The sequence below is a fragment of the uncultured Amaricoccus sp. genome (genome assembly GCF_937891315.1).
Lineage (GTDB): Bacteria > Pseudomonadota > Alphaproteobacteria > Rhodobacterales > Rhodobacteraceae > Amaricoccus.
The window spans coordinates 1-26,006 of the sequence record NZ_CALAGI010000026.1; the positions used below are offsets into that span (position 1 = coordinate 1).

Genomic DNA, 26,006 nt, shown 5'->3' on the forward strand with positions numbered 1-26,006 from the left:
GGCTGCTACGCCTGTCACAGCCAGATGATCCGCGCGCTGCGCGACGAGGTGGACCGCTACGGCCACTACAGCCTGGCGGCGGAATCGATGTATGATCATCCGTTCCAGTGGGGTTCCAAGCGCACCGGACCGGATCTCGCCCGGGTCGGCGGGCGCTACAGCGACGACTGGCACGTCGCGCATATGCATAACCCGCGCGACCTGGTGCCCGAATCGGTGATGCCGGCCTATCCGTGGCTCGCCGAGACGCCGATCGGCCCGAACCGGATCGCCGACGTGATGCGCGCCAACCGCGCGACCGGTGTCCCCTATACCGACGAGATGATCGCCACCGCGCAGGCCGACTTCCGCGCCCAGGCCGATCCCGACAATGGCGACGTCGAGGCGCTGCTTGCCCATTATCCGAAGGCGGTGGCGCGGAACTTCGACGGCAATCCGCGGATCACCGAACTCGACGCGCTGATCGCCTATCTGCAGATGCTCGGCACGCTGGTCGATTTCTCCACCTTCGAACCCGACGCGAGCCGTTGAGGTCCAGATGGAACAATATTCCTTCCTTCGACACCTCGCCGACAGCTGGGCCCTCCTCGCCCTGTTCTTGTTCTTCATCGGCGTAGTGGCCTGGGTCTGGCGGCCCGGCTCGAAGCAGGTCCATGACGAGATCGCCAGTTCGATCTTCCGCAACGAAGACAAGCCCAAGGGAGACGCCGATGGCCACTAAGCGCGAAGTCGACGCTGCCACCCAGACCGAAACCACCGGACACGAGTGGGACGGCATCCGCGAGCTTGACACGCCGATGCCGCGCTGGTGGCTGTTGGCGTTCTACGCCACGATCGTCTGGGGCGTCGTCTATGTGATCCTGTTCCCGGCCTGGCCGCTGGTGCATGGCGCGACCGCGGGTGTGCTGGGCTATTCCAGCCGGGGAGATGTCGCACGCGAACTCGCGGCGGTGGCCGAGGCCAACGCGCCGCGGGACGCCGCGCTGATGGCGGCGGATTTCGATCAGATCAAGGCCGACCCCGACCTCCTCGCCTATGCGACGGCCGGCGGCGCCGCGGTGTTCCGCACCAACTGCCAGCAGTGCCACGGCGCGGGCGGGGGCGGCGTCTCGGGCCTCTATCCCAACCTCGTCGACGACGACTGGCTCTGGGGCGGCACGCTGGCCGAGATCGAGCAGACCGTGACCCACGGCATTCGCTATGAGGACGATCCCGACACCCGTTTCAGCCAGATGCCGGCCTTCGGCGAGATGCTCGAGCCGGCGCAGATCGATGATCTGATGCAATACGTGCTCTCGCTCTCGGGCAGCGAGCACGATGCGACGATGGCCGCCGCCGGTGCGCCGCTGTTCCAGGAAAACTGCTCCAGCTGCCATGGCGAGGACGGCACGGGCGGCCGCGAGTTCGGCGCCCCGAAACTGACCGATGCGATCTGGCTCTACGGCGGGACGCCCGAAGCGATCCGTCTCACCATCACCAAGGCCCACTTCGGGGTGATGCCGGCGTTCGGCAACCGGCTCAGCCCGTCCGCGATCCGCAAGGCGGCGATCTATGTCAATACCCTCGGCGGCGGCGAATAGCCGGCGCCACTCGGGGCGCCAGCCTTCGCTACCGGTCAGTCGTTCCGGCGGCGCAGCCAGGGCAGGCCGATCCATCGCACCGGCGCCGGACGACGGCGCCGGTGCGAAACCGCCTGATCGCGCGGCTCGAATCCCGAGGCGATCATGAAAGAATTGGCAAGAATGTTCAGCATGGTTTCCTCCTCCGGCTTGTGGCTTCCCAAGCCATGATAATTGGGGTTCCATCGAATTTCGGCGAGTCAGGAAAATATCGGACCTGTAAGAAAACATCTCAGATGGATTGGCAGACCCTCCCGCCGCTGAACAGTCTTCGCGCTTTCGCGGCCGTGGCGGAGCATCGCGGTTTCTCGCAGGCGGGACGGGCGCTCAACGTCAGCCACGCGGCGGTGAGCCAACAGGTGCGGGCGCTGGAGCGCCGGCTCGGCGCCGGTCTCGTGATGCGCGAGGGGCGCGGGCTCACGCTCACTCCGGCCGGGGCGCGGCTGGCCCGGGCGCTCGACAACGCCTTTGGCGAGATCGCGCTCGCCGTCGATGCCCTGACTGGCGCCGATGTCGAGCGGCCGTTGCAGATCACCTGCACCCCGTCCTTCGCGGCCAGCTGGCTGATGCCCCGGATCGCGGACTTCCGCCAGCGGCACCCCGAGGTCGAGCTGATGATCAACCCGACCCCCATGATGGTCGAATTCGTGCCCGGCGGCGTCGATGTCGCGCTGCGCTACGGCGGCGGCGACTGGTCCGGGCTCGCCGTCGAGCCGCTGTTTCCATCCGACATCGCCGTGGTGGCGAGCCGTCGCCTCGTCGGCGACAAGCGCATCGAGGATCCGGCCGATCTTCTCGACTATCCGTGGCTGCAGGAGGCCGGCACCTCCGAGATCAGCACCTGGCTGACCCGGCACGGCGTCACCCCTGACCGCCGGGTCTCGATCACCCACCTGCCCGGCCATCACGCGCTCGAGGCCACGCGCCGGGGCGAGGGCATCTCGGCCGTCGCCAGCGTGTTCGTCGCCGAGGACGTGGCCGCGGGCCGGCTCGTCGTCCTGTTCCAGGACAGCCAGCCGGGCGCGGGCTACTATATCGTGACGCGCCCGGGCGTGATGCGCCCGCCCCTCAAGTCCTTCGTCACCTGGCTGCGCCGGCAGCGCTTGGGCTCGGGGGCCGGACATGCCTGACGCGCACGGGCATCTTCGCCTTTTTCACCGACCAGCGGGAGAACGGAGCGCCGCCGTCCCCCCCAGGCAGGGACGATCAGGATGACACACGCAAATCCGCCCGCGGCTCCCTCACCGCTCTACGCCTCGCGCGAGCCGATCTTCCCGCGCCGGGTCAGCGGCAAGTTCCGCACGCTGAAATGGTGGATCATGGCGGTGACGCTCGGCATCTACTACATCACGCCCTGGCTGCGCTGGGACCGCGGGCCCAATCTGCCCGACCAGGCGGTGCTGATCGACATGGCCAACCGCCGCTTCTATTTCTTCTTCATCGAGATCTGGCCGCAGGAATTCTACTTCGTCGCCGGCCTGCTCATCATGGCTGGACTCGGCCTTTTCCTCTTCACCGCGGCGCTCGGTCGGGTCTGGTGCGGCTATACCTGCCCGCAGACCGTCTGGACCGATCTCTTCATCCTGGTCGAACGCTGGATCGAGGGCGACCGCAACGCCCGGGTGAAGCTCTGGAGCGCGCCGTGGACCGCCGAGAAGATCCGCAAGCGCGCGACCAAATGGACGATCTGGCTCGCCATCGCCGTTGCCACCGGCGGCGCCTGGGTCTTCTATTTCACCGATGCGCCGACGCTGCTCGGCCAGCTCCTCACCTTCTCCGCGCCGCCGATCGCCTATGCCACGATCGGCATCCTGACCGCGACCACCTTCACCTTCGGTGGCTTCATGCGCGAGCAGGTCTGCGTCTACATGTGCCCTTGGCCGCGCATCCAGGCGGCGATGATGGACGAGGAGACCATCACCGTCGCCTATCGTGACTGGCGTGGCGAGCCGCGCGGCAAGCATCGCAAGGGTGCCCAGGCCGACCAGCTGGGCGATTGCATCGACTGCAACGCCTGCGTCAACGTCTGCCCGATGGGGATCGACATCCGCGACGGGCAGCAGATGGCCTGCATCACCTGCGCGCTCTGCATCGACGCCTGCGACGACGTGATGGGGAAGATCGGCACGCCGCGCGGGCTCATCGACTATATCACCCTGAACGAGGGCGAGAAGGAACGCGGCGGCGCCGCGCCGGCGTCGGTCTGGCGCAGCATCTTCCGGCCGCGGGTCCTGCTCTACACCGTGCTCTGGTCGGGGATCGGCATCGGCCTCGTCGCCGCGCTGGTCCTGCGCACCGACATGACACTGTCGATCGAGCCCGTGCGCAACCCGATCAATGTCATCCTGTCCGACGGCGCGATCCGCAACGCCTACGAACTGCGGCTCCGCAACAAGACGGGCTATGACCGCGAGTTCCGCCTTTCGACGGTATCCGAGCCGCCGCTGAAGCTGGAGTTGCAGGGCCAGCCCGGCCTCGCCGTCACCGTGCCCGCCGACAGCACGCTCCGCCAGCGCGTCTATCTCACCAGCGCGCCCGACAGCCCGGCGAACGCGCAATCCCTGCTGCCCGTCGAGATCATCGCGCAGGATCCGGCCGGGCGTCGGGCGTCGGAGGACACCATCTTCCACGGAAGGCAGAATTGAGCATGTCCCATGACACGACGGGTCGCGTTCTGACCGGCCGCGCCGTCCTGTTGATCGCGCTCGGCGCCTTCGCCGTCACGCTCGCAGTCAATCTCCTGCTCGCGTTCACCGCCGTCCGCACATTCTCGGGCCTCGTCGTCGACAACAGCTATGTCGCGAGCCAGCATTTCAACGCGGCGCGCGACGCGCAGCTCGCGCTCGGCTGGACCGTCACCCTGACCGACGATGTCGACGCCGGCGTGCTCCGCCTCGCCTTCACCAATGCATCGGGCGCGATCGTGCGCCCGGCGGCGCTCTCCGTGACGCTCGGCCGGCCGACCACGACGCGGGACGATCAGACCATCGTGCTCGAAGAGACCGTCGGCGGCTATGCCGGCGCCGCGCCGCTCGCGCCCGGCCTCTGGCGCGTCGAGATCGTGGCCACCGCGACGGACGGCACCGCCTTTCACCAGAGCCGCTCGCTGCGGGTGAAGAGCCCTTCATGAGCGACGCCGCCTTTCATTCCTCTGCCATGGCCTGTCCCGCCTGCGCGGCCGCGCCCGAGCCCCTGCCCCGGCCCACCGCCAGCCCCACGCCCGCCACGCTTCGCCGGATCGAGCTGTCGCTGCCCTCGATCCATTGCGCCGCCTGCATCACCGGCGTCGAGACCGCCCTCGTCGCCGAGCCGGGCGTCGCCGCCGCGCGGGTGAACCTGACGCTGCGGCGGGTTTCGGTGACGATCGAGGACGCGCCCGGCGCCGAGGCGCGGATGATCGCCGCGCTGACCGCCCGCGGCTTCGAGGCGCATCCGCTCGACAGCGCGGTGCTGGAGGCGACCCGCGTCGATGCCGAGGGCCGCGACCTTCTCGCCCGGATCGGCGTCGCGGGTTTCGCCTCGATGAATGTCATGCTGCTGTCGGTCGCGGTCTGGTCCGGCGCCGCCGACGCCACGCGCGACCTCATGCACTGGATCTCGGCCGCGATCACCGTGCCCGCCGTCGCGTTTTCCGCCGCGCCCTTCTTCCGCTCGGCGCTGCGCGCGCTCCGCGCCGGGCGGATGGACATGGACGTGCCGATCTCGCTCGCCATCCTGATGGCGCTCGCCACCAGCCTGTGGGAGACCATGCTCTCCGGCCGGCAGGCCTTCTACGAGGCGGCGATCATGCTGACCTTCTTCCTGCTGGTCGGCCGCTATCTCGCCCATCTCACCCGCGCCCATGCCCGCTCGGCGGCGGCGGAGCTCGCGGCGCTCGAGGTCAGGGTCGCCGACCGCGTGCTGCCGGACGGAGGGCGCGAAACCGTTCCGCTCGACGCGCTGCGCGATGGTGATCTGGTCGCGGTGGCCCCCGGCGGCCGGGTGCCGGTCGATGGTACCGTCGCCGAGGGGCGCTCCGAGATCGACCCATCGCTGCTGACCGGCGAGACGCTGCCGCTCGCCGCGGTGCCCGGCGCCACGATGCGCGCCGGCATGTTGAACCTCACCGGCCCGCTGATCCTGCGCGCCGAGCAGCTCGGCGAGGAGAGCCTGCTGCGCCAGATCGGCCGGCTGGTCGAGGCGGCGGAGCGGAGCCGCGGCCGCTATGCCACGCTCGCCGAACGCGCCGCCCGCGCCTATGCGCCGCTGGTGCTCGGGCTGGCCCTCGCGGCCCTTGCCTGGTGGGGCCTCACCACAGGCGACTGGCGTCTCGCGATGAACATCGCCGCCGCCGTGCTGATCATCACCTGCCCCTGCGGCCTCGGCCTCGCCGTGCCGGCGGTGCTGACCGCCGCCTCCGGCCGACTGTTCCGCGACGGCGTGCTGCTGAAGGACGGCACCGCGCTCGAAAAGCTCGCCCGGATCGACATCGTGGTCTTCGACAAGACCGGCACGCTCACCACCGGCCATCCGGTGCTGACCAACGCCGGTGACCTGCCGCCCCGCGCCTTCGCCGTGGCCGCGGCCCTCGCCCAGGATAGCGCGCATCCCCTGTCCCGCGCGATCCGCGCCGCCGCCCGGTCCGCGCGCCCGCGCCCGAGCGCTGTCTCCGAGATCACGGAGGTGCCGGGATTCGGCACCGAGGGTCGGCTCGGCGGCCTGCCGGTCCGGCTCGGCCGCGCCGAATGGGTCGGCGCGACCGGCGAGCTGGACGTGACCGCCGCCTGGCTGCGCATCGGAACCGAGGCACCCGTGCCCTTCACCTTCGAGGACGAGATCCGCCCCGAGGCCGCCGCGACCGTCGCCGCCCTGCGCGACGGCGGCCTCGAGGTCATGCTGCTCTCCGGCGACACCGAACGCCCGGTCGCGGCGCTGGCGGACCGGCTCGGCATAGAGACCTGGATCGCCCGCGCGACGCCGGCCGGGAAGGTCGCCCATCTCGACGCGCTCCGCGCCGCCGGCCGCCGGGCGCTGATGGTCGGCGACGGCCTCAACGACGCGGCGGCGCTGGCCGCCGCCCATGTCTCGATGTCGCCCGCCTCCGCCGTCGATGCCAGCCGCGCCGCCGCCGATTTCATCATCACCGGCGACGGAATCGACCGCGTGCTCACGAGCTGGCGGTTGGCCCGTCTGGCCCGGCGCCGGATCCTCGAGAATTTCGTCTTCGCCTTCGGCTACAATGTGATCACCGTGCCGGTCGCCTTCGCCGGCCTCGTGACCCCGCTGTTCGCCGCGATCGCCATGTCGGGCAGCTCCCTCGCCGTCTGCCTCAACGCGCTGCGCCTGCGCGACCGGACCGATCGGCCGCGATGAGCATCCTCACCCTGCTGATCCCGGCCTCGCTGTTTCTCGGCTTCCTGTCGCTCGGGGCCTTCCTCTGGATGCTGCGCCACGACCAGTTCGAGGATCCGAAGGGTCAGGCCGAACGCATCCTGTCCGACCGGTACGACGACGAGCCCGCGCCCGACGTCCAGCCGGGGGGCGCATCCCGGAAGCCCGCGGCCTCCGACGAGACCGCCCGTTCCTAAGCCGTCGTGCCTCGGCCCCGGCGTCCGGGCGCGATTCCAAGGGCCGCGTCGCTCCGAGACGTCCTGACCAAGCCGCCCGGAGCACGGGAATTGCGCGGAGCCGCCTGGCGCGGACGACGGGCGCCCTCCCACTTTGGCATCGGAGGGAGGCGCCGGCGCCGGCGGGACGGACATTGCCATCGGCCGCGCCGCCGCGGTCGCAATCCGCTTGACGCCCCCCATCACCGCACATAAAAGGCCCCGGTGACGCGGACCTTCGGTCTGGTCACGCGATGCGCGGTTGTAGCTCAGTCGGTTAGAGTGCCGGCCTGTCACGCCGGAGGTCGCGGGTTCGAGCCCCGTCAACCGCGCCATCATTTCAAAGGCTTGACCGGAATCACTCCGGCCAGTTTCAACTCTCCCGGGCGGAGAGTTTCAACTTTTGCCCCGACTTGTTCTCCCGGATGCGCCTCCGCCCCCGCTTCCGCGCCTCGTCCGCCAGCTCGACGGCGAGCAGCGGGCGTCGGATGCTCCGCGCCGGGAGGTCACCCTCGATCGGCGTCGGTCCGAACGGGCGAAGGAGGCGCGGGATTTCATTGATGCCGACGTTCAGCCAGTCAGCGAACTCGCTCCGGCTCGGCAGGCCGGGCGTCGCGGGCATGGTCTGTCGGGTTGGCGCGTGCATGGTCGGTCCTCCGTCGCGGAGGACATGGGGCCGTCGACAATCGCCCGGAAATCACGACAATGCCGGTTCGGGCGCGAATCCGTCCGGCCGCCGAGGGATCTCGAGCCGGTCGCCGATATCAGGCGGCGCGCCGGGGGCGTCGGCGCCAGGCCGATGGGCCAAGGGCAGGAATGATCGGTATGTGGATCACCGTGGGCGAAAACGACGACCTTATTTTGAAGGAGATTGAGGGTCAAACCGACCGCGCCGCTGCCCTGATTGCCCAATCCTACCTCGAGGATCGCCTCGTATTGGCGATCAAGGCGCGACTCATTTGCGATGACGTCGTTCTGAGACGTGTCTTCACGGGTGCCGGGCCGGCGGCCTCATTCTCCGCTCGAATTGATCTAGGTCTACTATTGGGTATCTATCGTTCTGAAATACACAAGCTCCTAACTCAGATAAAAGACATTCGGAACACATTTGCTCACAAAGCGGAACCCCTGAGTTTTGAAACGGCGACGATAAGAGATCGTTGCAATAATCTGGATGTGGAGCGCGCGGGAACGTTCGTAACCAAGGACGGGGAGAGCGAAACATTCGACGTATCGCCGTCCGGCAATCCGCGTCTCGCGTTCTTGAACGCGATCAAGTTCCTGCTTTTCATATGCGATAGGGAGCTAAGGCTGCATCCACCTCGGAAGCCGGCACCACCGGTCGTGACGTTGTGGCGAGGGTCGTCGCCAGCACCGTAGCGACCAACGGGTCCTCCGGCTCGGCTCGGTTGTTCCGACAGCGGGGGAACGCCGTGCTTGCCGGACCAGGACGAGGGAAAAGCCGCCCTTGTCCATGGTGGCCCGGAAGGGCGGAGAGGGTGAGGGCGACGTGTTCCGGGGGGTGCCTTGGCGGCGGGAAGGGGCGGCGTGGCCGGTCGAGTCCGGCCGGGGATCACTCGAAGAGCGATGCCTCGGCCCCGCGGCCGGTCATCAGATTGTACATGTGCTCGTTCCAGTATGGCGTCCAGCACACGAGGGCGCGGCCGCTGCCGCCATAGACGCGCAGCCGGCGCTGGCCCGAGATGAGGTTGCGCGGGAAGCGGGCCGAGCGCTGCGAGGAGAAGCGGAGGCCGAGCGTGCGGCCGAGCACGAGGCGGCCCTGCGCCCGGAGCTCGCCCGCCTCGATCGGAACCGTCTCCACCGGGCCCGGAGCGTCGATGGCGACGCGGCCATGGCCGCTGACGGTGGTCTTCCAGGTGAGGAACCCGTCCCCGGCCCAGAGGCTCTGGAAGGCGGGTTCGCGGTGGAGGCCGAGTTCCACCCCGCCCTCGGACGCGAGATAGACGCCGGGCTCGAGGATCCAGGTCTCGCCCGGCGCCACGGTCATCACATGGTAGCCGCCGAGGGAGGGTTGCAGCAGGATCGAGCCGGTGCCGGTATAGTACGGTCGCACCCGTGCCTCGCTGGTGAAGATCGAGCGGAAGACGTCGCGCACCCCCGGCAGCCTCGGCGTGAGCGTGATGTTGCCGCGCATGTTCGACATGGCGCCCCGGCGCGCGCGCACGGTCTCGTCGTCGATATCGATGCGGACCTGCCGCATCCCCTCGATCTCGCGCACGGAGAAGTCAGCCACGGCGGGGGCCTCGCGTCGGTTCGGGGGAGCGGCCCGTGATCATGCCCGTCATCATATGGGCTCGTCCCAGACCATGGTCCGGTCCCAGAGCAGCCGCAGCGGCTCCGGCCCGAGGCCGCTGTTGCCGCGCAACGGGTCGTCCAGGGCCACGATGACGAAGAGAATCACCGCGAGGAAGAAGGCGGTGATCGAGCCGAGAAAGAACTGCATCACCGGCCGCATCCTGAGCATGACCAGCAGCAGCAGGTTGATGGCCGCCCCCACGAGAACCGCGTACCAGAGCACGTTCGGGATTTCGGTGATGACCCCGGTCAGCCGCCCCTGGCGCGCCTCCGCGAAGCCCTGAAAGGCGGCGATGGTCTGGGCATGGACGATCTCCTCGCCGGTGCTGCCCGGTTCGAAGGTGGCCAGACGCTGGCGCATGGCGTTGACCCGGTTGGCGCCGCCGTTCAGGAACTCGCCTTTCCGGTGCGCCGGCCAGTCGCGATAGACGGTGAAGAGCAGGTAATCCCGCATCATCGCCTTCATGTCGGAGCGAATCGGCTCGGGATAACTCGACATGTCGGCATAGAGCGCGCCGAGGCTGGTCGCTTCGCTCAGGATCGCCTGCTTCACCTCGGAATTGTTCTGGTAGGCGGAGACCGTGAGCAGGCCGAGCAGCAGGCCGTAAAAGAGGCTGAAGCCCGCCGTCCCGTAGCCGACGGCCTCGTTCAGGTCCGGGGGCGCGCCCATGAGCAGCCGCAGGATCGGCTTCAGGACGAGGATGCCGAGGAAGACGGCGCCGACCGCGATCAGGGCGAAATAGATCGCCAGATCCCGGGTCGGTATGTCGTAGACGAAATTCGGCATTCCCGTGACCCCGAGCGCGTGCCACCAACGCTTGATCGAACCATAGACCGAAGGGCAGGCCCGGAGGGAAGAAGAATCTTCTTGGCCGCCGGGAAGCGCGGTGCTCTAGATCCGCCCAATCGACCCTCGGGGAACATCCAGATGCTGCGCGCGCTTGCGATCCTTGCCGCCGTCTTCGCCGGTCCTGTCCATGCCCAGGGCCTGAACCTCTTCAGCCTGGGGTCGGGCGAGGTGGGAGGCAGCTACTTCGCGGCGGCCAGCGCCATCTGCGAGTCGGTCAACCGCGCCCACCGCGGCGTTCTGCGCTGCAGCCCGGAAGCGACGCCGGGGTCGCGCTACAACATCGAGGCGCTGCGGACCGGGCAGCTCGATTTCGCCATGGTTCAGTCGGACTGGCAGGCGGCGGTCTTCCTGGGCAAGGGGCAATACGCCGCGCAAGGGCCGATGACCGACCTGCGCAGCGTGATGTCGCTCTACCCGGAGGCCCTGACGGTGCTGGCCAGGCGCGACGCCGGCATTGCCTCGCTCACCGACCTGACCGGCAAGCGGGTCGATGTCGGGCCGCCGGCGTCGGGCCGCCGGGCCACGGTGCTGCGCATCCTCGAGAAGCTCGGCGAGAACACCGATTCCTTCGGCCGCGTCTTCGAGCTGCCGACGGGCGGCGCGATTTCCGAACTCTGCGCCGGACGCCTCGATGCGACGCTGCTCATCGTCGGGCATCCGAACAGCGCCGTGGCGAAGGCCCTGGCCGACTGCGACGCGGAACTGCTGCCGATGGCGGGGCCGGCGGTGGAGGCGGCGCTGGACGGCAACACCGAATACGTGCCCTTCACGATCCCGATGGCGACCTACCCCCAGCTTTCCGCGGACCTGCCGACCTGGTCGGTCATCGCCACCGTCGTCACCCGGGCCGACATGGACGCGGATCTGGTCCGGGCGCTGGTGGCTTCCACCCTCGACACCTTGCGTCCGCTGGCCATGCGCGCGCCGGTCCTCGGCGCCCTCGACCCCGTTCTCATGCGCTCGCAGGGGCTGTCGGCCCCGCTCCATCCGGGCGCCGCCGCCGCCTTCAGCGCGTTCCTGGCCGCTGCCCCGAAGCCGTGAACCATCGACGAACTCCGTCGGGCCGGTCCGCTCCACCCGACCGGGCCCCCGTCCGGCGCATGTCCCGCGGCCGCCGCCTGTCTCCGGGGAACATGCCCGGAGGCTTCAGTGGGCGGCGACGCCGAGCCGGCGCATGCGCCGGTGCACGGTCGAGCGATCGACCTTGAGCTGGCGGGCGGCTTCCGACACGTTGCCGCGGCAGCGCGCCAGCACGGCGCGCAGCGCTTCCGCCTCGCCGTCGTCGCTTCGCGGACGCCCGGACTCGTCGGGCAGATCGTCCCGCTCGACCGTCTCGCCATCGCCGAGCGCGGTCGCGACGGCGAGTGTGTTGCCAAGCTCGCGCAGGTTGCCAGGCCAGCGCCGGCCGCGCAGCGCCGCCCGCGCTTCCGGGGTCAGCCGCGCCCGGCCGGCGAGGAGGCGGTCGACCAGCCAGTCGAAGTCCCGCCGCTCGCGCAGCGGCGGCAGAGACAGGACCGCCGCCGACAGCCGGTAGAAGAGATCCTCGCGCAACCCGCGCGCCGCGACCAGCGCCGGCAGGTCGCGATGCGTGGCCGAGATCACCCGCACGTCGATGCGTCGCGCCCGAGCGGCGCCGACCGGCGTCACCTCGCCCTCGGCGAGCACCCGCAGCAGGCGCGCCTGGAGCGTGAGCGGCATGTCGCCGATCTCGTCAAGGAAGAGTGTGCCGCCGTCAGCCTCCTCGACCAGTCCCTTGCGGCCGCGCGGCGCCGCGCCGGTGAAGGCCCCGGCGGCGTGGCCGAAGAGTTCGACCTCGATCAGGCTCTCGGGGATCGCCGCGCAATTGACCGCGACCAGGGGGCCGCGGCGACCGCTCGCCTCGTGCAGCGCCCGGGCGAGGAACTCCTTGCCGGTGCCGGTCTCGCCCTGGATCAGGATCGGCAGCGCCGTCGGCGCGAGCCTGGCGGCTTTGGCCTGCAGCGCGACGATCCGCGGGTCGTCAGCTCCGAGACGCGCCAGCGCCCCCGTCGCCGGGAGCCCGGGCGACGGCAGGCGGCGGGCGCGGCGCAACTGCGGCTCGATGGCATGGGCGAACAGCCGGTTGCCGTCGCGGGCCACCACCAGCCGGTCGCGGGTCGGCCGCTTGCGGGTCAGCTCGCCGAGATCATCGACGCTGAGGTCAAGGAAGCGCCCGAGCGGCTGGCCGATGATCCGCTCCGGCTTGCGCCAGCTGAGACCGGCGGCGCGCGCGAGGATCTTGGCGCCGCCGTGGGTCATGCCGATCACCCGCCCCGACCCGTCGAGCGAGATCGCCGCCTCGGGGTCCACGTCAAGGAAGTCGGGCGATCGGGAGAAGCGCAGCACCCATTCGTGCCGGGTCTGCGCCATCAGGTTGGCAAGCTCGATTCGGCGCACCGTGGCCGCGACCATGTGGAGCGCGAGGTTCTGGCTCGCCTTGGTGATGGGCGAGGACAGGAGCGAGATGTCGAGCACGGCCGCGAACTCGCCGCGCGCGTCGTAGATCGGCGCCGCCGTGCAGGAGAGCGGCGTATGCGTCACGTCGAAATGGTCGGTCTGGTGGATGGTCAGCGGCTCGCCGGTGGCGATGCAGGCGCCGATGGCGCAGGTGCCGGCGCGCGGCTCGGACCATTCCGCCCCGAGATAGAGCCCGGCCTTGCGCAGCCGGTGGTCGAAGTTCGGATCGCCGAGGAACTCCACCGCCACGCCGGACCGGTCGCCGAGCAGGAGTATGTAGTTCTGCCCCGCCATCTGCCCGTAGAGCGCCTCGAGCCCGGATCGGGCGATGGCGATGAGCTCCTCGGATTGCTGGCGATGCGTGCGCAGCTCGCCCTCGGACAGGATGAACGCCTCGCAGGCCCGCGACGGGTCGAGCCGGTGCTCGTTGATGCAGCGCAGCCATGATTGCACGACCCAGGGGTCACGCGTGGAGGCACGGCCCATCGCGACATTCTCGACCTCGCGGATGTGCTCGGCGTCTGCGGCCATTGCGAATATCCCCCCCGGGCTTCAGTGGCGTTTGAGGCGAGCCTAGCACGAGGATCCGCCGCGGAGCAAAGCGTGGCGCATTGTCGCGCCACACCTGTGGCGCGCCGCGCTCCGCCACGCCACGGACGCGCGCGATCTTCCCACGGTTTCAATGCGCCCGCCGCTGGCACGGCAATTGCTTGGCAAGAAAGGCGAGACCGGACAAACAGGAGAAACGGCGATGACGACAGCTCTGAACGGAAGATCGGTGATCGTCACCGGCGCCGGCCGCGGCATCGGCGCCGCGATGGCCAAGGCGGTGGCGGCGGCCGGCGGCCGGCTCACGATCGCCGATATCGACGGCGCCACGGCCAAGGAGGTGGCCGGCGAGATCCGCGCGGCCGGCGGCGAGGCGATCGGCATTCAGGCGGACGTGACCAGCCGCGCCGCGGTCCAGGCAATGATCGCGGCCGCGGTCGAGGCACACGGCCGGCTCGACGTCATCTTCAACAACGCCGGCATCGCCCAGACGCGGCCCTTCCTGTCGATCACCGAGGAGGACTGGCGCCGGGTGATGGACGTGAACGGCCTCGGCGTGCTGATCGGCATGCAGGAGGCGGTCAAGCAGTTCCAGTCCCAGGGAAAGGACGCCACCGGCTTCGGCGGGCGGATCGTCAACACCGCCTCGATCGCCGGCAAGCAGGGCTACGAGCCGCTGGCCCACTACTGCGCGTCGAAGTTCGGGGTCGTCGCCCTGACCCAGGCGGCGGCGCGGGCCTTCGGCAAGGACGGGATCAGCGCCAACGCGATCTGCCCCGGCGTCGTCGCCACCGACATGTGGAAGGTGATCGACAAGGGCTTCAAGGACGAGGGGCTGACGGCGCGCGACGGCGAGGCCTTCGACGGCTTCGCCGCCGGCATTCTTCTCGGCCGCGCCTCGGTCTCGGAGGATCTGGCGGGGGTCGCGGTGTTCCTCGCCTCGCCGGCCTCGGACTACATGACCGGACAGAGCCTCGTCGTCGACGGCGGCATGGTCTTCGTCTGAGCCGCGCCCGACCCGGCCCCCGCCAGAAGGGCCGGGCAGGCAACAAAGACAACTTGGTGGGGGCAATGCGATCAACGACAATCGAAGTGGCGCCCGCGAGGCTGCCAGGCCCGCTTCGGGGGCTCGGCCCGATCCGCCTGTCCAGCTTCGGAACTGGCCCTTCACGCGCATCGCAATGCCCTCGGGCGGCATCCTCGCCCGCCTGTTCCGCGCGGCCGTGACGACCGTGGGCACCGCCTTTCTCGCCAGCCTCGTCGGGTCGGTCTTTTCCGACATGAACGAGGCGCTGACCTATGCCTACATGGGCGCGCGCCGGTCCTTCCTGATCGCGCTGCCCTTCGGTTTCGGCCTGGGCCGCCCCTACCTCCGGGCCGGCCAGAAAACTCCAGGGAGTTGGGAAGATGTCGACTGAAAACGCCACGATGAAGCGCAGCGCGTCGGGAGCCGGCACGATGAAGGCCCTGCGCTTTCACGCCGCCAGGGATCTGCGGGTCGAGGATATCGCCAGGCCCGACCAGCCCGGACCGGGTCAGGTGCTGGTGAAGAACCGCTTCGTCGGCATCTGCGGCACCGACCTGCATGAATATTCCTACGGCCCGATCTTCATTCCGAAGGAGCCGCATCCCTTCACCGGCGCCTTTGGCGTCCAGGTGCTGGGCCATGAGTTCGGCGGCGTGGTCGAAGCGGTCGGCGCGGACGTGACGAGCGTGAAGCCCGGCGACCGGGTGTCGATCCAGCCGCTGGTCATGCCGCGGGCGGGCGACTATTTCGCCGACCGCGGCCTGTTCCATCTGTCGCCGCGGCTGGCGCTGGTCGGCCTCAGCTGGGTTTCGGGCGGCATGGCGGAATATGCGCTGGTCAACGACTACAACGTCGCGCCGGTGCCGGCCGAGCTTTCGGACGAGGAGGCGGCGCTGGTCGAGCCCGCGGCGGTGGCGGTCTATGCCTGCGACCGCGGCGGGGTGACGGCCGGGTCGAGCGTGCTCGTCACCGGCGCCGGGCCGATCGGGGCGCTGACGCTGCTGGCGGCCAGGGCGGCGGGGGCGGCGCAGCTCTTCGTCTCGGACCTCAACGACACCCGTCTCGGCTTCATGAAGGAGATGCTGCCCGAGGTCGTGACGCTGAACCCCAAGCGCGACAATGTCGGCGAGGCGATCCGGGCGCGGACCGAGGGCGGGGTCGGCTGCGACGTGGCGATCGAGTGCGTCGGCAACGAGCACGCGCTCAAGGCGTGCCTCGACGCGGTGCGCAAGCAGGGCGTGGTGGTCCAGACTGGCCTCCATCCCCATGACAACCCGCTCGACTGGTTCAGCGTCACCTTCAAGGACGTCGACATCCGCGGCTCCTGGGCGTATCCCACTCACTACTGGCCGCGAGTCATCCGCATGATCGCCACCGGACTCCTGCCCGCCAGCAAGGTGGTAACCAAGCGCATCCGCCTCGACGATGCCGTCAAGGAGGGCTTCGACGCGCTGCTCGACCCGGCCGGGACCCAGCTGAAGATCCTGATCAGCCTGTCCTGACCCGACCCCGACCCGACCCCGGGCCGCGCCTCGCGGGGCGCGCCCTCCACAACAATGAACGACACGGAGGAATGACGATGCTGGACGAGAGCCCGAGCGTCACGCTCGACACGGTGCTCGCCGACCTGAACGCCGCGCTGGCCGCTGGCGACATCAAGGCGGCGGTGGACCTGTTCCAGGAGGACTGCTACTGGCGCGATCTCGCGTCGATCACCTGGAACCTCAAGACGGTCGAGGGCAAGGCGCAGGTCCGCGACATGCTGACCGCGCAGCTCGGCGCGATGCGGCCCCGCGGCTTCGCCCAGGCGCCCGGCGAGACCGCGACCGGGTCCGGCGACGTCACCGAAGGCTGGATCCGGTTCGAAACCGAGACCGGCCGCGGCGGCGGCCAGATCCGCCTGAAGAACGGCAAGATCTGGACCCTGCTGACCGTGCTGGAGGAGCTGAAGGGCTTCGAGGAGGCCAGGGGCCTGCGCCGCCCGATGGGCGCCGAGCACGGACACGACCGCGACCGCAAGACCTGGAAGGAAAAGCGCGAGGAGGAGGCGGCCCAGCTCGGCTATGCCACGCAACCCTATGTCGTCGTCATCGGCGGCGGACAGGGCGGCATCGGCCTCGGCGCGCGGCTGCGGCAGATGGGCGTGCCGACGATCGTCGTCGACAAGCACCCCCGCCCGGGCGACCAGTGGCGCAACCGCTACAAGTCGCTCTGCCTGCACGATCCGGTCTGGTATGACCACCTGCCCTACATTCCCTTCCCGGAGAACTGGCCGGTCTTCACGCCCAAGGACAAGATCGGCGACTGGCTGGAGTCCTACACCAAGATCATGGAGCTGAACTACTGGAGCTCCACCACCGCGAAGAAGGCCGAATGGGACGAGGCCGCGAAGGAATGGGTCGTCACCGTCGATCGCGACGGCGAGGAGGTCGTGCTGCGCCCGAAGCAGCTGGTGCTCGCCACCGGCATGTCGGGCAAGGCCAGCGTCCCCGTCATCCCCGGCCAGGACATCTTCAAGGGCGAACAGCAGCATTCGAGCCAGCACCCCGGCCCGGACGCCTATGCCGGCAAGAAGGTCGTGGTCATCGGGTCGAACAACTCGGCCCATGACATCTGCGCGGCGCTCTGGGAAGGCGGGGCGGACGTCACCATGCTCCAGCGGTCCTCGACCCATATCGTCCGCTCGGCCAGCCTGATGGACATCGGCCTCGGCGCGCTCTATTCGGAGCAGGCGGTGGCGAACGGCATCACCACCCGCAAGGCGGACCTGATCTTCGCCTCGCTGCCCTACAAGATCATGCACGAGTGGCAGATCCCGCTGTACGACCAGATGAAGGAGCGCGACGCCGCCTTCTACCAGGCGCTGGAGGACCGCGGCTTCATGCTCGACTGGGGTTCCGACGGGTCGGGGCTCTTCATGAAATACCTGCGCCGCGGCTCGGGCTACTACATCGACGTGGGCGCCTGCGATCTGGTGATCGACGGGTCCATCAAGCTGGTGAGCGGCCACGGGATCGAGCGGTTGAGCGAGACCGGCGTGGTTCTGGATGACGGGACGGAGCTGCCGGCGGATCTGGTGGTCTACGCCACCGGCTACGGCTCGATGAACGGCTGGGCCGCCGATCTCATCGACCAGGAGACGGCCAACCGGATCGGCAAGGTCTGGGGCCTCGGCTCCGACACGCCCAAGGACCCCGGTCCCTGGGAGGGCGAGCAGCGCAACATGTGGAAGCCGACGCAGGTCGAGGCGCTGTGGTTCCACGGCGGCAACCTGCACCAGAGCCGGCACTACTCCCAGTACCTCGCGCTTCAGCTCAAGGCGCGGTTGGAGGGGCTGCCGACGCCGGTCTACGGCTTGCAGCAAGTCCATCACCTGAGCTGACAGCTGATCCCCGAGCCGGCGAAAGCCGGCTCGGTCTCGGACAGCGCCGCGGCGAGCGGCGGCTGTTCAGCGCGGAGGGCGGATTTCCTCGACCACGGCCTTGGTGGCGACGAACTTGCGCAGGATCTTGCTCGAAGCGAGCAGCGCGTAAAGTTCGCCCGCCGTCAGCTTTCCGACATCGAGACCATCGGTCAGCTTCAGCCAGCCCGCGGCCAGCGTCGGGTCGGGTTCGCCCGGTCGGCGCTGGGTGTGCAGATCGAGCCAGCCGAGATGCCGGCGCAGCGCGCGATGGTCGGCGAGCAGCGCCGGCACGCTCTCCGGCGCGTCGGCTGCGGCCGCGAGGGCGCGCGCCGAGACGTCGGCCTCGGCGGCGATCTCGGGCGGCGCCACCTCTTCGGGCGTCACCATGATCCCCCGCCGCCGCAGCCAGTCGCCGACGCCGCGGCTGCTGACCAGCGCGGCGAGTGGTATCGACACGCCGAGCCCGATCAGCGCCGGGCTCATCCAGGCGAGCAGCGACCAGGAGATCAGGCCGGCGGTCACTGCGAGCACCAGCCCGACCAGCGTGTGCCGCCGATGGAACATCCAGAGATCACCCCAGGGGATGCGCGCGGAATCACGCGCCTGCGCGTTCCAGCCGCTGTCGCGCCCGGTCAGGATATGCAGCACCGACCGGGTCTGGGTCAGCATCAGGATCGGCGCGATCAGCGCCGACAGCAGGTTCTCGACGAGAAAGCCCGGAACCGCCCGGAGCCGGACGCCGCGCGAGCCAGGGTCGCCGAGGAAGGCGATGAAGCCGAGCAGCTTCGGCAGATAGAGCACGAACATGCAGAGGCCGAACAGCATCATCGCCCGCCGGGCGTCGATCTGCGGCCAGGTCGGGAACAGCGACCAGCCCTCCGGAAAATAGTTCGGCGGCACGAGACTGGCATGCAGTGCCAGCAGCATGCCGGCGAGCAGGAACAGGAACCAGAGCGGCGAAGCCAGATAGGACATCGCCCCCATGGCGAGATGCAGCCGGCTGATCGGATGCAGGCCCGCCGTGCCGAGCAGCCCGAGATGCTGCAGATTGCCCTGGCACCAGCGGCGGTCGCGCGACACGAGTTCGATCAGGTTCGGCGGCGCCTGTTCGTAGCTGCCTTCGAGATCGTCGGCCATCAGCACCGCCCAGCCGTTGCGGCGGATCAGCCCGGCCTCGACGAAATCGTGGCTCAGGATCAGCCCTCCGAACGGCTTTCGCCCGCGCAGGATCGGCAGCCCGCAGGAGCCGGCGAAGGCCTCGGTGCGGATGATGGCATTGTGGCCCCAGTAGTTGCCCGCGTCGCCGAACCAGACCCGCAGGCCCCGTGCCAGCAGCGGGCCGTAGACCCGGCTCGCGAATTGTTGCAGGCGGGCGAGCACCGTCCGTCCGTTGACGAGCCGCGGCACGGTCTGGATCAGCCCCGCCGACGGATCGGCCTCCATCCGGCGCGCGAGTTCGAGGATGGTGGGCGCCTCCATCAGGCTGTCGGCGTCGAGCACCAGCATGTATGGATAGGCGCCGCCCCAGCGCTCGACCCAGTCGCCGATATTGCCGACCTTGCGCTCCCGGTTGCGCAGGCGGTGACGGTAGAAGAGTCGCGGCGCGATCTCGGGGTCGGCGCGCGCCGCGTCGATCATCGCCTGTTCCACCAGCCAGACATCGGCCTTGTTGGTGTCGCTCAGGACGAAGAGATCGAACGCCTGCCCGACGCCCAGCGCGCCGAGGCCGCGCAGGGTGGCGCAGGCGGTGGCGATCGGATGGGTCGGATCCTCGTTGTAGATCGGCAGGAGCAGGGCGGTTCGCGCCTTGGGCGCCCCCTCCGCCCCTTCGCTCGCCTTCGGGGGCGGCGCGAACAGGCCGATCACCGTCGAGACCGCCCCGAAGCAGATCCAGCCGATGTTCAGCACGAAGAGCACCAGCATGACGATCTCGATCGCCACCAGTTCGCCGACCGAAAGCACGAGATACATCTCGCGCGCGAGGAGCGCCGTCAGGATCAGCGTTCCACTGAACAGCACCAGCCGGGCGAAGAACACGCTCCACTGAAACGGCAGCCGGCGCCCCGACGGCCGGCGGAACCGGCGCAGGTTCTGCACCGGCATCTCCATCGGCGAGACCGGCGGCAGAGGCGGCGTGTTGCCCGCCCGTTCCGGGGCGGCGTGGTGCGATCTTTCCGGTGGAAAGGTCACTCGGTCCATCGATAAACCCACACCTCGCCCGCGGGCTGCCCGCCGCGCAGGAGATCCAGCCGCAGGTCGGCGACCTCGTTGCCTTGCGTATCGAGTTCGAAGGCGACGCGCACGCCGCTGATCTCGGGATTGTCCATCACGACGATGTTCTGGATCGCGCCGACCGAGGTCTGGACATTGGCGGTGAAGTCCGACGCCGGCCGGCCGACCGGCGCCGAGTTGTCGGAGAAATCGACGACGAAGCGCCGCCAGCCGTCCTGACCGCCGGCCCCGGCGAGCGTCCGCGAGACGCGCAGCCGATCGCTCCGCGGCGCGTCCCAGCCCCAGGTCAGCCGGTAGGTGAAGGAGGTCTCGCTACCCGCGGCGAGCGGCGTCTCGGGCCGCCAGAACGCGACGATATTGTCGTGGATCTCCTCCGGGTTCGGGATCTCGACCAGCACGACATGGCCCTTGCCCCAATCGCCAATCGGTTCCACCCAGAGGCTCGGGCGGCGGTGATAGAGCGCTTCGAGATCCTCATATTCGGCATAGCGCTTCTCGCGCTGGATCAGGCCGAAGCCGCGCGGCCCATTGTCGGCGAAGGAACTGACCTGCAACAGGCGCGGATTGTGCAGCGGCCGCCAGATGCGCTCGCCGCCGCCGTTCCAGATCGCGAGACCGTCGCTGTCATGCACGGAGGGACGGAAGTCGTCGTGCCCGCCCCGCTCCTTCTGGTCGAACAGAAACATCGAGGTCAGCGGCGCCATGCCGAGCGCGGTGATCTCGGCCCGCGCGAAGACCGTCGCCTCGACGTCGATCACCGTCTCGTCGCCGGGGCGCGCGGTGAAGCGGAAGGCGCCGCTGGCGCTCGGCCCGTCGAGCAACGCATGCACCACCATGCGCCCGTCGCCCGGCTGTTCCAGCCAGAAGGCGCGGAAAAACGGAAATTCCTCGCCGGTCTGCTCGGCCGTGCCGATCGACAGGCCGCGCGCGCTCAGGCCGAACACCTGGTTGCGGGCCACCGCGCGGAAATAGCTCGCGCCCGCGAAGACGAGGAACTCGTCCATCACGTCGGGTCGATTCAGCGCGGTGCGCGCGCGAAAGCCCGCGAACTCGAGCTGCGCGTCCGCCGGCGGCGGGGTTACGTCCTGATAGATGAACATGTCGGGATTGAAGGCGATCCGCTCCGCCCGCCCGTCGGTTATGACAGACATCTGCACCGGCACGCGGTAGATGAAACCCGAATGCAGAAGATCGACGGCGAAGCCGCTCGGCGGATTGGCGAAAAGCTGCTGATCCTGCCGGAAGCGGATGCGCTGGTATTCCGAATAGCTGAGATCGAGAAGCGATTGCGGCACCGCCGGCTCCGGCGCGGCGTAGGGCTGCGCGGCCAGTGCCCGCGCCGCCTCGATCACCGTGGTGCGCGAGAAGGCGCCCGAATCGTCGGCCAGGGCGCGCGCACCCCGGAACAGCGCCGTCAGTGGCAGCACCGCGGCGGTGCCTAGAAAGCTTCGACGGTTCATGAGCTTGGATACCCCGACTCGGATTTATTCCGCAAACGCAAAAAAACCGGAGCCGAGCGGATCGCCCCCCCTCGCCCCCGAAACGCGGCCCCGGCCGCGCGGCGAACCGCCGACGCACGACCCCCTGACCCGAATTCCCTGCCGTGAAATGCGCGCATTCGCAACAACGAACCAGTAAAAACCCGGTGTGGAGCCCGGTGTTCCCTCGATCCTTCGAACGCGGCCCGCCAGGCGCCGTGGCACGGAACCGCCCGGCCCCGCCGAAGCATCGGCGGCCCTGCGTTCGCGGTCGCAAAACGCACGAAGCCGCCGGATCCGGCTATCTCCAACAACCCCGAGTTGCACCGCGCTCATCCCCGCGATCAGTGGCCGCCGCTCCCCGCCCAAGGGCCGTGGAACGCGCCGGCCCCGTCCAGCCGCGCGAAGCCATGCGCGCCGAAGAAGTCGCGCTGGCCCTGCAGCATGTTCGCGGTGGAGCGCGCGGTGCGCATCATGTCGAAATAGGCGAGCGCCGCCGCCAGCGCCGGCACCGGCGCGCCGGCCAGCGCCGCCCGCGCCACCGTGGCGCGAAGACCTCCGTGGCTCTCCTTCATCCGCTCGGCGAAGCTGGGCGCGAACATCAGGTTGGCCGCGCCCCCGGCCGCGAGCGCCCGTGCCATGTCGTCGAGCATCGACGAGCGGATGATGCAGCCGGCGCGCCAGACCTCGGCGATCGCCGCCATCGGCAGATCCCAGCCATATTCCGCCGACGCCGCGGCCAGAAGGCCGAACCCCTGCGCGTAGCAGGCGATCTTGCCGGCCAGCAGCGCGTGTTCCAGCTCCCCGACGAGATCCCCCGCGTCCGCGATGGGCCTCGGGGCGGCGCCGAAGATCGCCTCGCCCGCCCGCCGCTCCTCCAGTCGCGCCGACAGGTTGCGCGCCGCCACCGCCGCCTCGATCGTGCTCGCCGGCGCGCCGAGCAGCAGCGCCTCGATCGCGGTCCAGCGCCCGGTGCCCTTCTGGCCCGCGGTGTCGAGGATCACGTCGAGCATCGGTTCGCCGGTGTCGGGATCGACCGCCCGCGCCACCTTGCCCGAGATCTCGATGAGATAGGAGCGCAGCGGCCCCTCGTTCCAGCGCTCGAAGACCCCGGCGATCTCGATCGCGGTCATCCCGAGGCCGTCGCGCAGGATGCCGTAGATCTCGGCGATCATCTGCATGTCGGCGTATTCGATGCCGTTATGCACGGTCTTCACGAAATGCCCCGCGCCGTCGGTGCCCATCCAGGTGGCGCAGGGCACGTCCCCGAACCGCGCGGCGATCGCGGTCAGGATCGGCGCGACGCGATCCCAGGCCGCCTTCGGCCCGCCGCCCATGATCGACGGCCCGTGCCGCGCACCTTCCTCGCCGCCCGAGACGCCGATGCCGAGATAGGGCACCCCCGCCGCCTCGGCCGCCGCCGACCGCCGCCGGGTATCGTGGAAGTCGGCGTTTCCGGCGTCGATGATCAGGTCGTCCGGCCCGAGCAGCGGACGCAGCGCCGCGATCATCTGATCGACCGCCGGCCCGGCGGGCACCATCAGGATGATCGCGCGCGGCGACGCGATCGAGGCGACCAGCGTCTCGAGCGTCCCGGCCGGCGTGATGCGCGGCGCGAGCGGCCCGGCCTGCGCGGCGAAGGTCTCGGTCACGCTCAGCGTTCGGTTGTAGACGGCTATGTCGAAGCCTTTTTCGGCGATATTCAGCGCCAGGGCCCGGCCCATGGTTCCGAGCCCGATCAGTCCTATCACCGCGGTCATGTCCTGCCCCACCCGCGAAGGCTCCCGCGCCCTCAGCGGCGACGATAGCCTTCCGGGCTCACTTGGGAAATACCCCGGCGCCGGTTCCGGCCCGCGTCAGGACATCCCGCAGCTTCAGCCCGAGCAGCACGGCGACGAGGAGCAGCGTCGCGCCGTTGGCGAGTATCACCGGCAATTGCCCGGTGCCGAGACCGTAGATCAACCACAGGGCCACCCCCAACGACAACGTCAGCAGCATCCCGAGATTGAGATCGGCGGTCGATCCGCTGCGCCATGTCTGCCGGACCTGCGGCAGGAAGGCCATCGTGGTCAGAAAAGCGGCGACCATCCCGGTCGCGTCGAGCAGGCCATACATCGTAGTCGTTCCATGGGCTGGAGTACCGGGCAATAACGCCACGAATACGCGCGCGCGGGCCCGCCGACCCGTGCGAATTTCATATACCCGCCCCGCGGGGACAGCATGGCCAGCAAGGATTTGTTCACCAGTCCACGCTCCCCCCGGGCCCGAAGCGATCGGATGCCCTTCCCCGGCGGGAGGATCGCATTCCCTGTCCCTCCACGCCGGAAACAGACACGAGCCGCGATGCGCGCTTGCCAACGGCCGGGGCTTTTGCAAGCTCCTCCGACATGGACATCCGGCAATTGCGCTACCTGATCGCCCTCGCCCGCGAGAAGCATTTCACCCGCGCGGCGGAGGCCTGCTTCGTCACCCAGCCGACGCTCTCGGGCCGCGTGCGCCAGCTCGAGGACGAACTCGGCGTGCAGATCGTGCTGCGCGGCCAGCGCTATCACGGCCTCACGCCGGAAGGGGAAAGGGTGCTGCGCTGGGCCCGGCGCATCCTCGAGGATTTCGACGGCATGCGGCAGGATCTCGCCATGCTGTCGGACGCGCCGGAAGGACGGATGACGCTCGGCGTCATCCCGAGCGCGATGCCCTGCGTTCCGACCCTGACCCAGGCGTTGCGCGACCGCTATCCGAGCGTCGGATTCGAGATCCTGTCGCGCACCTCGCGCCAGATCGCGCAGGAGCTCGGCGAATTCACCATCGACGCCGGCATCACCTATCTCGACAACGAGCCGGTCGAGGCCGGCGCGACATGGCCGCTCTATCGCGAGCAGTTCCGGCTGTTCCTGCGCGCCGACCACCCGCTCGCCGACCGGGCGCGGATCACCTGGGCCGAGGCCGCGCGCCACGCGCTGGTGGCGCTGACGCCGGACATGCAGAATCGTCGGATCATCGACGCCGCCTTCGAGGAGGCGGGCGCGCCGCCGCGGCCGATGATCGAGAGCAATTCCGTCGTCGCCCTGCTCGCCCATGCGCGGAGCGGCGGGTTCGCCTGCGTGCTGCCGGAATATTTCGTCACGCTCTTCGGCGGCGCGGCAGGTCTGCGCGCCATCCCGCTGATCGAGCCGAGTGCCGGCAATGTCGTCGGCCTCGTCGCCCTCGCCCGCGATCCGCAGCCGGCACTCCTCGCCGCCCTGGTCGAGGCGGCCGTCGATTTCGAGGCAACCCTGCGCCGCGCCCATGGTTTTCCTTCATCGGCGCCACCGATGGACCCATAGACATCCGCGATTTGCAGTCCGGGATACCGAGGTGCATACTCCCTCCAAACACAAGCCAGGCCGCGACACGGCGGCCACGCCGGAGGAAGAGACGTCATGCTCGACGAGACGGACGCGCAGGCGCAAGCGGCGGCCGCCATTTGTGCGAGATATGGAAACGATCCCGCGGAGTTACTGGAGATCCTTCATACGCTCGTCGATGAGCGCGGCTTCGTCGCCGACAGTGCGCTGCCGGTGATCGCGCACGCGCTCAATCTCGGTCGGGCCGAGGTTCACGGCGTCGTCAGCTTCTATCACGATTTCCGGCGGGAACCCGCGGGACGCCTCGTCGTCAAGATCTGCCGCGCCGAATCCTGCCAATCGATGGGCGCCACCGCGCTGATCGAACGCATCTGCCAGCGCTACAACGTGGCGCTCGGCGAAACCTCTCGCGCCGGCCTGACGCTGGAGCCGGTCTATTGCCTCGGCCTCTGCGCCCATTCGCCCGCCGCGCTGATCGGCGACCGTCCGGTCGGCCGGCTGACGGTCGAGAAGTTCGACGCCGCCGTCGCCGGGGCGCTGGCATGACGCGGGTCTATATCCCCGCCGATACCGCCGCGCTCGCGGCCGGGGCGGACGAGACGGCCGCCGCGCTGGTCGCCGCCGCGCATTCCCGCGGCGTCGAGATCACGCTGATCCGCAACGGCTCGCGCGGCATGCTCTGGCTCGAACCGATGGTCGAGGCCGGCGTCGGCGCCGGGCGCACCGCTTTCGGTCCCGTCTCGGCCGGGGACGCCGCCTCGGTGCTCGACGCGATCCTTGATGGCGGGGACCATCCCCTCGCCCTCGGACGCCCGTGCGACATGCCATGGCTCGCCCGGCAGGAACGGCTGACCTTCGCCCGTGTCGGCGTCATCGACCCGCTCGACCTCGCCGACTACGAGGCGCACGCGGGGCTCGCCGGCCTGCGCAAGGCGCTGGTCATGGAGCCCGCGGCGATCTGCGCCGAGGTGCTCGCCTCGGGCCTGCGCGGTCGCGGCGGCGCGGGCTTCCCCGCCGGCATCAAGTGGAAGACCGTGCTCGATCAGCCCTCGGCCCGGAAATACGTCTGCTGCAACGCCGACGAGGGCGACAGCGGCACCTTCGCCGACCGCATGCTGATGGAGGGCG

General features: G+C 69.5%; 25 protein-coding genes, 1 tRNA gene and 1 pseudogene. 18 read left to right on the plus strand and 9 right to left on the minus strand.

The window, feature by feature from the left end; all coding sequences use genetic code 11:
- The 3 genes from ccoO to ccoP all read left to right on the plus strand — a co-directional run.
- Positions 1-531, plus strand: a 531-nt coding sequence (ccoO, locus tag Q0480_RS01780) for a cytochrome-c oxidase, cbb3-type subunit II (protein WP_299130033.1), incomplete at its 5' end; no start/stop codon positions are given.
- A gap of 7 nt (positions 532-538) precedes the next feature.
- Entirely contained in the window at positions 539-721 is a 183-nt protein-coding gene (locus Q0480_RS01785) for a cbb3-type cytochrome c oxidase subunit 3 (protein WP_299130034.1), read from the plus strand.
- Complete coding sequence (ccoP, locus tag Q0480_RS01790; RefSeq protein ID WP_299130037.1) at positions 711-1,580, plus strand: cytochrome-c oxidase, cbb3-type subunit III; 870 nt, start codon at positions 711-713, stop codon at positions 1,578-1,580. Before Q0480_RS01785 ends, ccoP begins: the two co-directional genes overlap by 11 nt.
- A 35-nt stretch (positions 1,581-1,615) precedes the next feature.
- Here ccoP and Q0480_RS01795 read toward each other — a convergent pair whose 3' ends face one another.
- Positions 1,616-1,753, minus strand: a complete 138-nt coding sequence (locus tag Q0480_RS01795; RefSeq protein ID WP_299130039.1) for a hypothetical protein — start codon at positions 1,751-1,753, stop codon at positions 1,616-1,618.
- A gap of 102 nt (positions 1,754-1,855) precedes the next feature.
- Between Q0480_RS01795 and Q0480_RS01800 the strand changes: the two genes are divergently transcribed.
- From Q0480_RS01800 to Q0480_RS01825, 6 genes are all read left to right on the plus strand, one after another.
- Entirely contained in the window at positions 1,856-2,749 is an 894-nt protein-coding gene (locus tag Q0480_RS01800) for a LysR family transcriptional regulator (protein ID WP_299130042.1), read from the plus strand.
- A gap of 81 nt (positions 2,750-2,830) precedes the next feature.
- Entirely contained in the window at positions 2,831-4,264 is a 1,434-nt protein-coding gene (gene ccoG / locus Q0480_RS01805) for a cytochrome c oxidase accessory protein CcoG (protein ID WP_299130044.1), read from the plus strand.
- A gap of 2 nt (positions 4,265-4,266) precedes the next feature.
- On the plus strand, positions 4,267-4,749 hold the full coding sequence (locus Q0480_RS01810; RefSeq protein WP_299130045.1) for a FixH family protein: 483 nt from the start codon (positions 4,267-4,269) through the stop codon (positions 4,747-4,749).
- The gene (locus tag Q0480_RS01815; RefSeq protein WP_299130047.1) at positions 4,746-6,971 is read left to right on the plus strand and encodes a heavy metal translocating P-type ATPase; all 2,226 of its coding nucleotides are present in this window, start codon (positions 4,746-4,748) and stop codon (positions 6,969-6,971) included. Before Q0480_RS01810 ends, Q0480_RS01815 begins: the two co-directional genes overlap by 4 nt.
- Positions 6,968-7,186 carry a cbb3-type cytochrome oxidase assembly protein CcoS gene (ccoS, locus tag Q0480_RS01820; RefSeq protein ID WP_366940806.1) on the plus strand — a complete coding sequence of 73 codons (219 nt, stop codon included), beginning with the start codon at positions 6,968-6,970 and terminating at the stop codon, positions 7,184-7,186. Before Q0480_RS01815 ends, ccoS begins: the two co-directional genes overlap by 4 nt.
- A gap of 276 nt (positions 7,187-7,462) precedes the next feature.
- Positions 7,463-7,539, plus strand: a tRNA-Asp gene (locus Q0480_RS01825).
- Positions 7,540-7,577: 38 nt separating this feature from the next.
- On the opposite strand, the gene Q0480_RS01830 is transcribed toward Q0480_RS01825, so the two are convergent.
- Positions 7,578-7,850 (minus strand): hypothetical protein, encoded by a 273-nt coding sequence (locus tag Q0480_RS01830; RefSeq protein WP_299130049.1) that lies wholly within the window; start codon positions 7,848-7,850, stop codon positions 7,578-7,580.
- 179 nt (positions 7,851-8,029) lie between these two features.
- On the opposite strand from Q0480_RS01830, the gene Q0480_RS01835 reads away from it, so the two are divergent.
- Positions 8,030-8,584: a hypothetical protein gene (locus Q0480_RS01835; RefSeq protein ID WP_299130050.1), complete on the plus strand. Its 555-nt coding sequence runs from the start codon at positions 8,030-8,032 to the stop codon at positions 8,582-8,584.
- A 193-nt stretch (positions 8,585-8,777) separates the two neighbouring features.
- Here Q0480_RS01835 and Q0480_RS01840 read toward each other — a convergent pair whose 3' ends face one another.
- Positions 8,778-9,458, minus strand: coding sequence for an AIM24 family protein (locus Q0480_RS01840; RefSeq protein ID WP_299130052.1), 681 nt, complete (start codon positions 9,456-9,458; stop codon positions 8,778-8,780).
- A gap of 51 nt (positions 9,459-9,509) precedes the next feature.
- Complete coding sequence (locus Q0480_RS01845) at positions 9,510-10,307, minus strand: DUF4239 domain-containing protein (RefSeq protein ID WP_299130054.1); 798 nt, start codon at positions 10,305-10,307, stop codon at positions 9,510-9,512.
- A 141-nt stretch (positions 10,308-10,448) separates the two neighbouring features.
- On the opposite strand from Q0480_RS01845, the gene Q0480_RS01850 reads away from it, so the two are divergent.
- Positions 10,449-11,411: a TAXI family TRAP transporter solute-binding subunit gene (locus Q0480_RS01850; RefSeq protein ID WP_299130055.1), complete on the plus strand. Its 963-nt coding sequence runs from the start codon at positions 10,449-10,451 to the stop codon at positions 11,409-11,411.
- Positions 11,412-11,516: 105 nt separating this feature from the next.
- Here Q0480_RS01850 and Q0480_RS01855 read toward each other — a convergent pair whose 3' ends face one another.
- On the minus strand, positions 11,517-13,376 hold the full coding sequence (locus Q0480_RS01855; RefSeq protein ID WP_299130057.1) for a sigma-54-dependent Fis family transcriptional regulator: 1,860 nt from the start codon (positions 13,374-13,376) through the stop codon (positions 11,517-11,519).
- A 220-nt stretch (positions 13,377-13,596) separates the two neighbouring features.
- On the opposite strand from Q0480_RS01855, the gene Q0480_RS01860 reads away from it, so the two are divergent.
- The 4 genes from Q0480_RS01860 (at position 13,597) to Q0480_RS01875 (ending at position 17,803) form a co-directional block, all read left to right on the plus strand.
- Positions 13,597-14,400, plus strand: a complete 804-nt coding sequence (locus Q0480_RS01860; RefSeq protein ID WP_299130059.1) for a glucose 1-dehydrogenase — start codon at positions 13,597-13,599, stop codon at positions 14,398-14,400.
- Between the two features lie 175 nt (positions 14,401-14,575).
- Positions 14,576-14,812 carry a hypothetical protein gene (locus Q0480_RS01865; protein WP_299130060.1) on the plus strand — a complete coding sequence of 79 codons (237 nt, stop codon included), beginning with the start codon at positions 14,576-14,578 and terminating at the stop codon, positions 14,810-14,812.
- The gene (locus tag Q0480_RS01870; RefSeq protein ID WP_299130062.1) at positions 14,802-15,923 is read left to right on the plus strand and encodes a 2,3-butanediol dehydrogenase; all 1,122 of its coding nucleotides are present in this window, start codon (positions 14,802-14,804) and stop codon (positions 15,921-15,923) included. Before Q0480_RS01865 ends, Q0480_RS01870 begins: the two co-directional genes overlap by 11 nt.
- A 77-nt stretch (positions 15,924-16,000) precedes the next feature.
- On the plus strand, positions 16,001-17,803 hold the full coding sequence (locus tag Q0480_RS01875; RefSeq protein WP_299130065.1) for an NAD(P)/FAD-dependent oxidoreductase: 1,803 nt from the start codon (positions 16,001-16,003) through the stop codon (positions 17,801-17,803).
- Between the two features lie 66 nt (positions 17,804-17,869).
- Here Q0480_RS01875 and mdoH read toward each other — a convergent pair whose 3' ends face one another.
- The 4 genes from mdoH to Q0480_RS01895 all read right to left on the minus strand — a co-directional run bounded on the left by mdoH (position 17,870) and on the right by Q0480_RS01895 (position 23,649).
- A complete protein-coding gene (mdoH, locus tag Q0480_RS01880) occupies positions 17,870-20,014 on the minus strand; it encodes a glucans biosynthesis glucosyltransferase MdoH (RefSeq protein ID WP_299130068.1) in 2,145 nt (714 codons plus the stop codon).
- Positions 20,011-21,516, minus strand: a complete 1,506-nt coding sequence (locus tag Q0480_RS01885) for a glucan biosynthesis protein (RefSeq protein ID WP_299130069.1) — start codon at positions 21,514-21,516, stop codon at positions 20,011-20,013. The genes mdoH and Q0480_RS01885 overlap by 4 nt, the downstream gene beginning before the upstream one ends.
- Positions 21,517-21,878: 362 nt before the next feature.
- Complete coding sequence (gene gndA / locus Q0480_RS01890) at positions 21,879-23,294, minus strand: NADP-dependent phosphogluconate dehydrogenase (RefSeq protein WP_299130070.1); 1,416 nt, start codon at positions 23,292-23,294, stop codon at positions 21,879-21,881.
- A gap of 58 nt (positions 23,295-23,352) precedes the next feature.
- Positions 23,353-23,649 carry a SemiSWEET family sugar transporter gene (locus tag Q0480_RS01895; protein WP_299130072.1) on the minus strand — a complete coding sequence of 99 codons (297 nt, stop codon included), beginning with the start codon at positions 23,647-23,649 and terminating at the stop codon, positions 23,353-23,355.
- A 272-nt stretch (positions 23,650-23,921) separates the two neighbouring features.
- On the opposite strand from Q0480_RS01895, the gene Q0480_RS01900 reads away from it, so the two are divergent.
- From Q0480_RS01900 to Q0480_RS01910, 3 genes and pseudogenes are all read left to right on the plus strand, one after another.
- A complete protein-coding gene (locus Q0480_RS01900; protein ID WP_299130073.1) occupies positions 23,922-24,857 on the plus strand; it encodes a LysR family transcriptional regulator in 936 nt (311 codons plus the stop codon).
- 96 nt (positions 24,858-24,953) lie between these two features.
- Entirely contained in the window at positions 24,954-25,424 is a 471-nt protein-coding gene (locus tag Q0480_RS01905) for an NAD(P)H-dependent oxidoreductase subunit E (RefSeq protein ID WP_299130074.1), read from the plus strand.
- Positions 25,421-26,006 (plus strand): annotated as a pseudogene (locus Q0480_RS01910) (formate dehydrogenase); the annotation flags it as partial. The gene Q0480_RS01905 and the pseudogene Q0480_RS01910, both read left to right, overlap by 4 nt.